13 protein-coding genes are annotated in these 12,240 nt (G+C 56.6%); 10 read left to right on the top strand and 3 right to left on the bottom strand.

Features of this window, described 5'->3' with window-relative positions; translation table 11 throughout:
• Positions 1-50: 50 nt before the first annotated feature.
• From nagZ to M2418_RS04495, 10 genes are all read left to right on the top strand, one after another.
• Positions 51-1,067, top strand: a complete 1,017-nt coding sequence (nagZ, locus tag M2418_RS04540) for a beta-N-acetylhexosaminidase (protein WP_259145000.1) — start codon at positions 51-53, stop codon at positions 1,065-1,067.
• A 41-nt stretch (positions 1,068-1,108) separates the two neighbouring features.
• A complete protein-coding gene (locus M2418_RS04535; protein WP_250982703.1) occupies positions 1,109-1,957 on the top strand; it encodes a ScpA family protein in 849 nt (282 codons plus the stop codon).
• The gene (gene scpB / locus M2418_RS04530) at positions 1,950-2,681 is read left to right on the top strand and encodes an SMC-Scp complex subunit ScpB (RefSeq protein WP_259144999.1); all 732 of its coding nucleotides are present in this window, start codon (positions 1,950-1,952) and stop codon (positions 2,679-2,681) included. The genes M2418_RS04535 and scpB overlap by 8 nt, the downstream gene beginning before the upstream one ends.
• A 138-nt stretch (positions 2,682-2,819) precedes the next feature.
• Positions 2,820-3,023 (top strand): twin-arginine translocase TatA/TatE family subunit, encoded by a 204-nt coding sequence (locus tag M2418_RS04525; RefSeq protein WP_192487679.1) that lies wholly within the window; start codon positions 2,820-2,822, stop codon positions 3,021-3,023.
• Between the two features lie 58 nt (positions 3,024-3,081).
• Positions 3,082-3,912 (top strand): Sec-independent protein translocase protein TatB, encoded by an 831-nt coding sequence (gene tatB, locus M2418_RS04520; protein ID WP_259144997.1) that lies wholly within the window; start codon positions 3,082-3,084, stop codon positions 3,910-3,912.
• Complete coding sequence (gene tatC, locus M2418_RS04515) at positions 3,909-4,721, top strand: twin-arginine translocase subunit TatC (protein WP_250982700.1); 813 nt, start codon at positions 3,909-3,911, stop codon at positions 4,719-4,721. The genes tatB and tatC overlap by 4 nt, the downstream gene beginning before the upstream one ends.
• Positions 4,722-4,819: 98 nt before the next feature.
• A complete protein-coding gene (gene serS, locus M2418_RS04510) occupies positions 4,820-6,103 on the top strand; it encodes a serine--tRNA ligase (RefSeq protein ID WP_250982699.1) in 1,284 nt (427 codons plus the stop codon).
• 21 nt (positions 6,104-6,124) lie between these two features.
• A complete protein-coding gene (gene surE, locus M2418_RS04505) occupies positions 6,125-6,901 on the top strand; it encodes a 5'/3'-nucleotidase SurE (protein ID WP_192487683.1) in 777 nt (258 codons plus the stop codon).
• Between the two features lie 8 nt (positions 6,902-6,909).
• Positions 6,910-7,551, top strand: a complete 642-nt coding sequence (locus tag M2418_RS04500) for a protein-L-isoaspartate(D-aspartate) O-methyltransferase (RefSeq protein WP_371815256.1) — start codon at positions 6,910-6,912, stop codon at positions 7,549-7,551.
• Positions 7,552-7,827: 276 nt separating this feature from the next.
• Complete coding sequence (locus tag M2418_RS04495) at positions 7,828-9,432, top strand: peptidoglycan DD-metalloendopeptidase family protein (RefSeq protein WP_405049377.1); 1,605 nt, start codon at positions 7,828-7,830, stop codon at positions 9,430-9,432.
• Between the two features lie 105 nt (positions 9,433-9,537).
• Here M2418_RS04495 and M2418_RS04490 read toward each other — a convergent pair whose 3' ends face one another.
• From M2418_RS04490 to M2418_RS04480, 3 genes are all read right to left on the bottom strand, one after another.
• Entirely contained in the window at positions 9,538-10,176 is a 639-nt protein-coding gene (locus M2418_RS04490) for a hypothetical protein (protein ID WP_259144993.1), read from the bottom strand.
• Positions 10,177-10,381: 205 nt separating this feature from the next.
• Positions 10,382-11,002: a molybdenum cofactor guanylyltransferase MobA gene (mobA, locus tag M2418_RS04485; protein ID WP_259144992.1), complete on the bottom strand. Its 621-nt coding sequence runs from the start codon at positions 11,000-11,002 to the stop codon at positions 10,382-10,384.
• Positions 10,995-12,224, bottom strand: a complete 1,230-nt coding sequence (locus tag M2418_RS04480; RefSeq protein ID WP_259144991.1) for a multidrug effflux MFS transporter — start codon at positions 12,222-12,224, stop codon at positions 10,995-10,997. Before M2418_RS04480 ends, mobA begins: the two co-directional genes overlap by 8 nt.
• Positions 12,225-12,240: the final 16 nt, after the last annotated feature.

Raw genomic sequence — 12,240 nt, 5'->3', positions numbered from 1 at the left:
GGTACAGCCGATCATTACATCCAAACCTCCACATGAAGCCGGTGAGCGCCATGACAGAATCTAAAGCCGTAATTTTGGGATGCAGTGGCCTGACACTGACGCATGAGGAAGTTGCCTTTTACAAAGCGGAACGTCCGTGGGGATTTATTCTGTTCGGCCGCAACATCGCAGAACCGGATCAGATCTCCGATCTCGTGGCGTCGATGCGGGACGCGATTGGGCGCCCCGATGCGCCGGTTATGATCGACCAGGAAGGTGGACGCGTACAGCGTATCAAGCCGCCAATCCTGCAGGCCTATCCTTCGGCAGAATCCTTGGGTGAAATCTACAAGGCAGACCGGGAAAAGGGGCTACGCGCCGCCTGGCTGATGTCGCGCCTGCATGCCTTTGATCTGACGAGGTTTGGCATAACAGTGGATTGCCTGCCGGTTCTGGATGTGCCGGTACCTGGCGCCAGCAATGTCATCGGCAACCGCGCCTATGGTTTTGATCCCGAGACGGTGTCGCTGATGGGGCAGGCGGCGGCTGATGGCCTGAAAGCCGGCGGCATGTTGCCTGTCATGAAGCACATGCCCGGCCACGGGCGCGGCATGGTGGATTCTCACCATGAGCTGCCTGTAGTCGATGTTCCGGTGGACGAACTGGACAAACATGACTTCGTGCCATTCCGTGCCCTGAACAAGGAACTGATGGCAATGAGCGCACATTTGGTGTTTACCTCGATCGACCCGGATGCACCGGCCACCACATCCAGAAAGGTCATCGACGAGATCATTCGTGACCGCATCGGTTTTGATGGCCTGTTGATGTCTGACGACACCTCGATGAATGCGCTGCGCGGGACATTGGGCGAGCGCGCTGCCAATATTGTGGCAGGCGGTTGCGATATGGTCTTGCATTGCAACGGCGTGATGAGTGAAATGCTTGCTGTCGTGAAAGAAGTGCCGGTCCTGTCTGGACGCGCTTTGGAGCGTGCGAAGGCAGTTGAAGCGGGCTTCCAGCAGGCTGATGGCGGCGATGAAGCGGCGCTGAGAGCAGAATTCAACGCAATGTGGGCAGTTGCCTGATATCATCAGGTAAAACAGGCCGGTTTCCGGCGGATGGGAAGATGGCGGCAGACAAGTCCCGCACCAGCACACCTATGGACAAGCTCTGGCAGGAAAACACTGCCGAGCGGGCTACGGGTGAAGCTGCGCTGATGATCGACGTTGCGGGCTTTGAAGGCCCGCTCGATCTGTTGCTGCATCTTGCCCGTACGCAGAAGGTGGACCTGTCGCGCATTTCGGTGCTGGCGCTGGCCGAACAATACCTGTCCTTTGTCGATACGGCGCGGCGGGTGCGCATTGAGTTGGCGGCCGACTATCTGGTTATGGCGGCGTGGCTTGCCTTTCTGAAGTCCAAGCTTCTCATTCCGCAGCAGGCCAAGGATGACGGCCCAAGCGGTGAGGAAATGGCGGCAACGCTGGCCTTCCGCCTGAAACGCCTTGAGGCGATGCGCGAGGCGGCGGAAAAGTTGGTCAACCGCGACCGTCTGGGTCGCGACGTCTTCGTGCGTGGCGCACCGGAGCATATTCCCCATACCAGTCGGTCGGTGTTTGAGGCCAATCTCTATGATCTGCTGAGCGCCTATGCGGCGCTTCGGCAGCGCCATGCCATTACCCATGTGACGATTGAAAAACGTCAGGTATGGTCGCTGGTCGATGCCCGTGAACTGCTGACCTCGCTGCTGGGCGATATCGATGACTGGACGGCGCTCGACCAGTATCTGTTGCAATATATTGCCGACCCCGCACACCGTGTGACCGCGATTGCCAGCGCCTTTGCCGCATCGCTGGAACTGGTGCGGGAAGGCACTCTCGAAATACGGCAGGATGGCGCCTTTCAGCCGATTTTCATGCGCAAGGGCACCGGCAAACCGGTGCTAGGCCAGCCTGATCAGGATACCGAGAATGAGTGACCATGAACCGATGGACGACAACACCATTGCGGACGTGGTGAAAACCGAACCACAGGTGGCGCTGAGCCGCGTGGAGCGTGAAGCCGAACGCATTGCCGAAGCGCTTGTGTTTGCCTCTGCCGAGCCGGTCTCGGAAGCATTTATTGCCGAACGTCTGCCCAAGGACATGGATGTGTCGGCACTGATGTGGCGCTTGAAGGTTGCCTACAACAACCGGGGGGTCAATCTTATCCAGATTGGCGGGAACTGGGCTTTCAGAACGGCCAGTGACCTGTCATTCGTCATTCGCAGCGAAGACAAGGAACCGCGCAAACTGTCACGTGCGGCCCTGGAAGTCCTTGCAATCATTGCCTATCACCAGCCGGTGACGCGTGCGGAAATCGAAGAAATCCGTGGCGTGCAAACCTCCAAGGGAACACTTGATGTGCTGATGGAAGCGGGCTGGGTGCGGTTTCGCGGGCGCCGGCGCACACCGGGTCGGCCGGTCACCATGGGCACGACGGTCGATTTTCTCGATCACTTCGGTCTTGAGGAACTGCGCGACTTGCCGGGTCTCGAAGAACTGAAGGGGGCAGGGCTGCTTTCCGGTCGTATTCCGGCCAATTTCGGCATACCGATTCCGTCCATGAACGATGATCTGACGGATGAAGAAGATCCGATCACCCAGCTGGATCTGGAAGAACTGGGCCTGTTGATGCCCGGTGGCGCCGGCGACGACGACTAATAAAACTAAAATGCTGGAAAACCTCGCGGGAGTTTGACCTGCGACAACTCCTCAATTGCGGGGGCGTGCATTTTGGTGTTTGAAAAACAGCAATAAACATCTTACATCGGTTAAAAGCGCAATTCAGGAGTTTCGGTTATGGGTTCTTTCAGTGTGTGGCATTGGCTTATCGTTCTGGTCATTGTCCTGGTTCTTTTCGGCCGCGGCAAGATTCCGGAACTGATGGGTGATGTTGCCAAGGGCATCAAGAGCTTCAAGAAGGGCATGGCTGACGACGACGCAACGCCGCCCGCATCGACCGACAGCAAGACGGTTGATCACAAGGCTGACGAAATCAAGTAAGACTTGGCCGTCAAGGCCAGTCTGACCGGCGAGGCGAGCGTGTCTCGGGAGCATATTGATGTTTGACATTGGTTGGAGCGAGATTCTGGTGATTGCGGTCGTATTGATCGTTGTCGTCGGACCCAAAGATTTGCCTCCAATGATACGTGCCTTTGGCAAAATGACGGCCAATCTTCGAAAGATGGCGGGCGAGTTCCGCAGTCAGTTCGATGAAGCGCTGCGTGAAGCTGATATGGATGATGTGCGTCGTACCATTTCCGACGTCCAGAACCTGAATCCGACAAACTCCCTGCGGGACGCCATGAACCCGCTGCGCCAGCTTGGTCAGGATATCAAGTCCGATTTGCAGAAGGCAACGACACTGGATGACGCAAAGTCGGGCGCGCCCACAACCTCTGCGACGCCAGCTTCCTCGACACCGGTTTCGATGCCTGAACCATCGATGATGTTGCCAGATAGTCCTCCAGCAATCGTTCCCGATGCTGCAACGCCAGCACCTGTTACTGCAAAGGCAAAACCGGCTGCAAAGCCGCGTGCGCCGAAGGCATCGACCGCCAAGGCAGCAACGGCAGAGGCTGCCACCACGGTCGAGGCAATCACGGTTGCTGCAAAGCCGGCCGCCAAGCCTAGAGCCAAAACGGCGCCAGTCGCACCTGCTGCTGATACGGTCGAGACAGCAAAGCCGGTCGCCGTGAAAGCAACGCCAGCCAAGGTTACGCCGGCGAAAGCCGCGCCAGCCAAAGCCGCGCCAGCCAAGACCGCTGCTGCCAAAAAGCCATCCGTGGCCAAGACTGCAACTGATGTGGCTGACAAGCCTGCCGCCGCCAAAAAGCCAGTGGTGCGGAAAACCGCCGCCACTGCAAAGACTGCCAAGAAGGACGAAGCATGAGCGGCGATATCGAAGACAAACCCCAGCCGCTTGTCGAGCATCTGATGGAGCTGCGCACGCGGCTCATCTGGTCTCTGGTGGCTTTTTTTGCTGCTTTTGTGGTGTGCTTCGGCTTTGCCAAGCACCTGTTCAACTTTCTGGTCATTCCCTACAAGTGGGCAGTGACCTGGGCAGGACTTGACCTTTCCAAGGCAGAACTCATCTACACCGCCCCGCAGGAATTCTTCTTCACCCAGGTGAAGGTGGCGATGTTCGGCGCGATTGTTATCGCGTTTCCGGTTATTGCCTCGCAGCTCTACAAGTTTGTGGCGCCCGGCCTCTACAAGAATGAGCGCGCGGCTTTCCTGCCATTCCTCATTGCATCGCCGATCCTGTTTCTGATCGGTGCAGCACTCGTCTATTTCTTCTTCACGCCCATGGTCATGTGGTTCTTCCTTGCCATGCAGCAGCTGCCGGAAGAGGGCGAAGTTGCCATTTCGCTGATGCCGAAAGTGTCGGAATATCTCAGCCTGATCATGACGCTGGTGCTGTCATTCGGTCTGGTGTTCCAGCTTCCTGTCGTCACCACGCTTCTGGCCCGCGTTGGTCTGCTCACCAGCCAGACACTCAAGGACAAGCGCAAATTCGCCATCGTGATTGCCTTTGTCGTGGCCGCCGTTCTTACGCCGCCCGATCCGCTTTCCCAGATCGGTCTTGCGCTGCCTGCGATCATTCTCTACGAGATTTCCATATACTTGGCTCGACTCGTGGAGAAGAAGCGGGAGGCGGAAAATGCAGGCAGGGAGCTCGAAGCCTCCGAAGACGCCTGACGTTTGGTCCGGCATGCTATTTTTCATGAGCCGGGCTTCAAGCCCGGCTTTTGCTTTTTTGAAGTAACCGCAGGCAAACCGAACAGTCTGGAACGCCAATGCTCGATATTAAATGGATACGCGAAAACCCCGAAGCTCTGGATGCCGCCCTGGCAAAGCGCGGCGCGGAGCCTCTTTCTTCCGGTTTGATAGTGCTTGATGAAAAGCGCCGTGCCGTTATTCAGAAACTTCAGGAAATGCAGTCCCGTCGTAATGCCGCCTCCAAAGAGATTGGCGCAGCCATGGGGCAGAAGAACTTCGAGCTTGCTGAAAAGCTGAAAGCCGAAGTTGCCGAGCTGAAAGAAACCATGCCACAGGCAGAAGAAGAGGACCGCCAGATCACGGCAGAACTCAACGACGCCCTGTCGCGCATTCCCAATATTCCCTTTGATGACGTTCCTGTCGGCAAGGACGAACACGACAACATTGTTGCGCGTGTCGTTGGTCAAAAGCCGGGCTGGAACCATGAGGCGAAAGAACACTTCGATATCGGTGAAGCGCTTGGCTACATGGATTTCGAACGCGCAGCCAAATTGTCCGGCGCCCGCTTTACTGTTCTAACTAGCCAGATTGCACGATTGGAACGGGCGCTTGGCCAGTTCATGATCGACCTGCATACAGGCGAGCACGGTTACACCGAAGTGTCGTCGCCTCTGCTTGTGCGCGATGACGCAATGTTCGGAACCGGTCAGTTGCCGAAGTTCTCCGAGGACCTGTTCAAGACCACGGATGGCCGCTGGTTGATCCCGACGGCTGAAGTCACGCTGACCAACCTGGTGTCGGGTGAAATTCTCGATCAGGAAAAGCTACCGCTGCGCTTTACTGCGCTGACGCCATCCTTCCGGTCGGAAGCCGGTTCTGCCGGTCGTGACACCCGTGGCATGCTGCGCCAGCACCAGTTCTGGAAGTGCGAGCTGGTTTCGATCACCGATGCGGAAAGCGCTGTGGAAGAGCACGAGCGCATGACGGCCTGCGCTGAAGAAGTACTGAAGCGTCTTGGTCTGCATTTCCGCACCATGACATTGTGCACCGGCGACATGGGCTTTAGCGCACGCAAGACCTATGACCTTGAAGTGTGGCTGCCGGGCCAGAACGCTTACCGCGAAATCTCGTCCTGCTCGGTGTGTGGTGACTTCCAGGGTCGCCGTATGAACGCCCGTTACCGGGGCAAGGAAGACAAGGCAACGAAGTTCGTTCACACGCTGAACGGTTCCGGGACAGCTGTTGGCCGCTGCCTGATTGCCGTTCTCGAGAACTACCTGAACGAAGACGGCTCTGTCACAATTCCAGACGTGCTGCTGCCATATATGGGCGGTCTGACCAAGATCGAAAAAGCAGCCTGATACTGCCGAAAGGGTATATGAATGCGCATTCTTCTGACCAATGATGATGGTATCCACGCCGAAGGGCTGGCGGTGCTTGAGCGCATTGCGCGCAAGCTCTCCGACGATGTGTGGATTGTCGCTCCGGAGACGGATCAGAGTGGTCTGGCGCATTCATTGACGCTTTCTGAGCCACTGCGTCTGCGCAAGGTTTCCGACAAGCATTTTGCCCTGCGCGGTACGCCAACCGATTGCGTCATCATGGGCATTCGCGAAGTTCTGCCCGGCAAGCCTGATCTGGTGCTGTCGGGTGTAAACTCCGGCGCCAACATGGCTGACGACGTGACCTATTCCGGCACCATCGCCGGCGCCATCGAAGGCACGCTGCAGGGCGTGCGTTCCTTTGCGCTGAGCCAGGCCTATGCCCATACAGATGATGGTGACCGCATCGTCCCGTGGGAAGTTGCAGAAACCTATGCACCTGACCTGATCAAGAAGCTGATCGATGTCGACCTGCCGGATGGCACGTTCCTTAATCTCAACTTCCCCAACTGCGCGCCGAAAGACGTGCAGGGCGTGACCGTGACCGATCAGGGCAAGCTGGACTTCGGTCTGACCGTTGAAGAGCGCAAGGATGGCCGTGGCCTTCCTTATTACTGGCTGCGTTTTGGCGAGCGTCTGGGTACCTTCCGCGAAGGCACCGATATTCACGCCGTCAAGAACGGCAAGATCTCGGTAACGCCTTTGAAACTCGACCTGACAGATTATACGGTCAAGGATCGTGTAGCCAAGGCGCTTGGTTTTGGAGTTGCAGATTGAAATCGCCAATGATCGAAAAAGAGGGGTTTGCTGCTCTGGTCCTGCGTCTTCGGGCCGAGGGCATCTCCGATATCGATCTGTTGACGGCAGTCGAGCAGACGCCACGCTCGCAATTCGTACCATCGCAATTTGCCGACGATGCCTATTCCACCCGAACCATCCCGATTGATTGCGGATCGTTCATGGAAGGCGCCGATATGGCGGTTAAAATGCTGGCCCGTCTTCAGGTGAAGCCGGGGCAGCGTGTTCTGGAAATCGGAACGGGCAGCGGTTTTACCGCCGCCGTTCTTGGCCGCATGGCAGAACGTGTCGTCTCTATCGATCGTTACAGGACCCTGGTTCAGGGGGCGCAGAAGCGTATGGAAGGTCTTGGCCTTCGTAATGTCGTGACCCGCCTTGCCGATGGCAGCAATGGTCTGACAGGCGAGGGCACCTTTGACCGTATTCTGATTACGGCAGCCTTTACAACCTTTCCACGCTTCATGGCCGACCAGCTCGTTTCCGGCGGCGTTTTGATTGCGCCGCTGATGGTGGATGACGAGCGTTGCGTGATGATGCGTTTGTCGAAAACCGGCAGCCGTTTTGAGCGCGAGGATATGTTCGAAGTGCCTTATTTGCCACTTATACCGCATATGGCGCGCCACATCTGATTTTTTCTATCGCAATTGCTGTTTTTTAAGGCTTTGAATTCAAACAAGGAATTCAGGTGACGCCTTGCGTTTTGCCATGTCTTAATTGTCATGGTTATCGAATTGTCAAAAAAACTGCGCGGAATTTAAGCGTCTTAACCGCGTAGTAATACTAACGCGCTTTAATCATATCCATAGACGCATGGTTTTTCCGTTCTCGGGAAATGGGCCTTGCAAGAAATGAGTTTGCGCCGAGGCAGTCAGTTTCGGCGGGTTGGCGTCAGTGTAGATCGAGTCATGCGTATGAAGAATTCGCCCAAAATCGGAAAATCAGTCGCAAGAGTTTTGGTTGCAATCTCGCTGGCAGGCGTGGTTACGGGCTGTAGCTCGGATGCCACCCGGTTCAGCGGTCTGTTTTCCAATGAAACGGATACGATGACCACTGCATCAATCCCTTCCAGAAACGGTGCAGGTGCCTATGGTCAGGCACCGATCCCGATGGGTGATGTCAATGGTTCATCGGTGGCATCAGCTCAGCCTGCCTACGGTAATAACAATCAGAATTATAACCAGCCATACCAGAACAACTCCGGTAATTACGGCTCGGTGCAAAGCTCCAGCGCACGGGTGGCCTCTTCGCCATCGACGATCCAGCGCTCGGAACTGACAGCTCCATCCGCAGGCAACACGCTTGGCGAACCGCAGTCGCGTAATCAGGCGATGGCACAGCCATTCCCGTCGGCCAACCCGCAGCCTGCCGCACCGGCGGTTGTTGCGCAGGTTCCGGCTGCACCGCGTGCTGTTGACCAGCTTTCCACGGCGTCTACCAAACCATCTTCAAATGGCTGGAATGCGCAAGGTGGCCCAAGTGTGACGCTGCGCCAGGGTGAAACCATTGCGACGCTGTCCAAGCGTTATGGTGTACCTGAAAAGGAAATCCTCAAGGCCAATGGACTGACGACGGCTTCGGCTGCGGCACCTGGCCAATCGATCACTATTCCGACCTTCGGCACGCCACGGAACGCTGCAAAGGCGGCTGCGGACAACGTAAATCTCGCCAATGACGGCAACCTGCCTGCACCAGCCCGCCAGAACGACCAAAACCTTGCTGTTCTGCCATCCGCTGCTGCTGCCCGCGACAAGGCATCCGGCGAAGCTGCAAAGCTGACACCTCCAGGTGGCAAGCCTCTGCCGCCAACCGGTGGTTACAAGGTGCAGCCAGGTGACAGCCTTGCCAAGATTGCCAAGGCAAATGGTGTTAGCGTTGCTGCTTTGAAGGCTGCAAATGGCCTGTCGAACGAAAACATTCGTATCGGCCAGACGCTGCAGATGCCTTCTGCCAACACCGACAATGTAAAAACTGCGTCGATCACGCCGAAGGAAACACCGGTACAGCCGGCAGCGCCTGCGAAGACTGAAACCGCTGTGAAGTCGCCTGAGCCTTACAAGGCACCGGTCGCCACTTCGACAGTCGGCGAGATCGAGAAGAAGTCCGACCTGGCATCGATTGCTCCGGCCGCAACAGGCATCGGCAAATACCGCTGGCCGGTTCGTGGCGCCGTGATCTCCGGTTTCGGTGAGAACGTCGATGGCAATCGTAACGACGGTATCGATATCTCGGTTCCCGAGGGTACGGCGATCAAGGCCGCTGAAAACGGTGTGGTTATCTACTCCGGCAACGGTCTGAAGCAGCTCGGCAACACGGTTCTGGTTCGTCACGACGATGGCAAGGTGACTGTTTACGGCCACGCTTCCGCCCTCAACGTACAGCGCGGCCAGAAGGTGCAGCGCGGCGATACAATTGCAACATCGGGCATGAGCGGCAGCGCGAAACGCCCACAGGTTCACTTCGAAGTGCGCAAGGATGCGACGCCGGTGAACCCATCAGGATACCTTGAGTAGGTAGTGCGTCTCAGGGAAGAAAAAGCCGGGCTTTAGCCCGGCTTTTTTGTGTTTATAGGCATGTTTCTTGACGACGACTTGCGCGAGGTCGATGTTGTCAGGCTTTTAGGTTGCGCTGGCGGATCTAGTTCCTTCAGCTCTGCGTGTCATAAAAGTCAGCTGATCAAAAACGAAGCTGTCTTCATCGGATATACCAGCACGAATGCTGGCAACGGATTCATCAGCGCGAAGACGCTTTGCGATTTCGATACCGCGGTCCGCGCGTTTGCGCTGGGAATCACGCCAGAATACAGCGGTTTTGGGACTGAAATACTTGCTGGACGTTGTCCCAGCATTGGATGCAACGACGCCGGCAAAATCTGCAAAAGTGTCCCCATTCGCCCAGACTGCCCATAAGATCGTCCGTGTTCTGACATAGAGATCTGTGTCCAGCAGACGAGCGACAAGGCGAACCGCAAGGGCGTCGTTATAGAGGCCGGAGGATGTCAAATAAGCCACGCATCGCCACCGGCAATGGCTTATTGGATCATCTATCAGCTTCAATATGACGTCGGCCAGAAAGTCGGGAGGTGGATCTGCTTCATCCAAGTACCATGCCCCACGTTCACGCTCGGCTGAGTTTTCGGATTGAAGAAGTTCAATAAGCGGGGCCAGGTCGAGGCCGAGACCCCATCGCTTAAAGATGTCGCTCCACAGTGTATTGTAGGCAAATTCCTCCCCGTAAGCCTCTTCGTTGTTAATCATACGAAGCAGGTCTTTGACGGAATACATAAAAAAATTGAAAGACATTGAGAAGCGGTGGTCATGCCACGCGCAATTTATTGATGGAGATGGGACTTTGCGTCAAGGCGGCAGTTCTGTCAATTCAGACACCTGCCTTCGTCTTGCCGGGTGGGTGCACGACACTCCCGGCAGATTAGTCGAGTTACAGCCGTTTCGCTAACTCGAACTAGTCCAGCGTATCCAGAAATGCTTGTGCAATGGAAAGCTCGTCCGGTGTGTTGATGTTGAAAAACGGATCAATCGATGATGTGGCGCTTTCAATCTTGGGGAATGAAATGCCAAGCGTAGCATGGCGCGCAAGGAAGTTACGGATACGACGGTTTTCGTCCACCGCCAGCCATTGCTCCAGATCATCGGCAATGGCGACTGGCCACAGACCGAATACCGGATGCACCTGACCGGCAGATGCGGCAATGATGACCGTGCTGTCGTCCGTCATGTAACACCGCAACTGGGCTTCCAGAGTTTCGGGAAAGAACGGACTGTCGGCCGGTACTGTCAGCATGTGGCTGGCGTCCGGCGCCACGGTCGCCATGTGACGCAGTCCAGCTAGAATGCCCGCCAGCGGCCCTGCATGGCCCAGTTTGGTATCGGGCACCACAGGAAGGCCAAACTCGTCTGCCCAGTCATGGGGTGCGTTCAGCGCAAGGTATGAGACTTGCGGGCGAATGCGCTCGATGACATGCGAGAGCAGGGGGCTGTCGCCCAGTTGCTTGAGCGCCTTGTTGCTGCCCATGCGGCGGGAAAGGCCGCCAGCGAGAATGAGGCCGGGAAGATTTTTATGCATTGTCGTCTCGTTGTGACAGGCTGGCTTCCTGCCGTTCGGCTTTGCGCGTGAAGTATGTTGCGTAAAGGGCGAGAAGCCCGGTTGCAACCATCATGAACAGCAGCGGCTGTGTGCCGGAGGTTGGCGATAGCAGCGAGGTTGCGATAACAGACAGCGCAGCACCACCGCCAATCGTTAGCGCACCACCGAGACCGGAGGCAGAACCCGCCAGATGCGGTTTTACGCTGACCATGCCGGCATTGGAACTTGGCAATGTCACGCCATTGCCAACACCGATCAGCGCCAGCGGCATGAAGAAGGCGTAAGGGCTGTGCAGGCCCGTATTGGCAAGGACGATGGCGATGATAATTCCGGTCATGGCAATGAGATTGCCGGACACCATCATGCGGATGATACCGATGTCACTGGCATAACGGCCGGAGATGAAGTTGCCGAGCATATAGCCCGCCGCCATGAAGAAGAATTGCACACCCAGCATCGCCGGTGTCAGGCCGTAAAGTGTGCTGCCAATGAATGGCGCACCACCGAGGAACGAAAAGAACAGACCGGACGAAAATGTCGAGGTCAGCGCGTATCCCCAAAACAGCCGTGATTTGAGAAGTTCCGGCCAGGCCTTGAACTGTGCCGAAAAACTGGTCGACTTCTGGCGGTTGGTTTCACCAAGATCGAAATAGACAAGTACGATCACCAGCATCGTCAGGCCCATCAGCAGCAGGAAACTTGCCTGCCAGCCGCCGATATCATTCAGGACACCACCAATCATCGGCCCAACCATCGGCACGACAGACATGCCCATGGTCACGTAGCCAATCATCGAGGCGGCCTGATTGGCCGGCACCATGTCGCGCACCACGGCTCTGGCCAGTACGAAACATGTCGCGACACTGGCCTGCGCAAAACGCGCCACCATGAACACGCCGACATTGGGCGCCAGAAAACAGACCAGTGTTGCAATGCACATGATGCACAGGCTGACCAGCATCACCGGCCGTCTGCCAAACAGGTCAGACAGCGGGCCAACAACCAGCTGCACGCAGGCGGTGGCAGCGAGATAACCCGAGATCGACAGCTGCATGACGGCATATTGTGTCTCGAAATGCGCTGTCATGGCCGGCAGCGAGGGCAGAAACACGTTCATGCTGAGGGCAGAAAGCCCGGCCACCATAACCAGCGTGAAAATATGTGGCGGTGTTTTTCTGTTCAGAAAACCTACGTCAGTCACTTCATTACTCCTGACG

It is taken from the genome of Rhizobium sp. BIGb0125 (genome assembly GCF_024810055.1).
Taxonomy (GTDB): domain Bacteria; phylum Pseudomonadota; class Alphaproteobacteria; order Rhizobiales; family Rhizobiaceae; genus Agrobacterium.
This window is presented reverse-complemented; position numbering and strand designations above follow the sequence as displayed.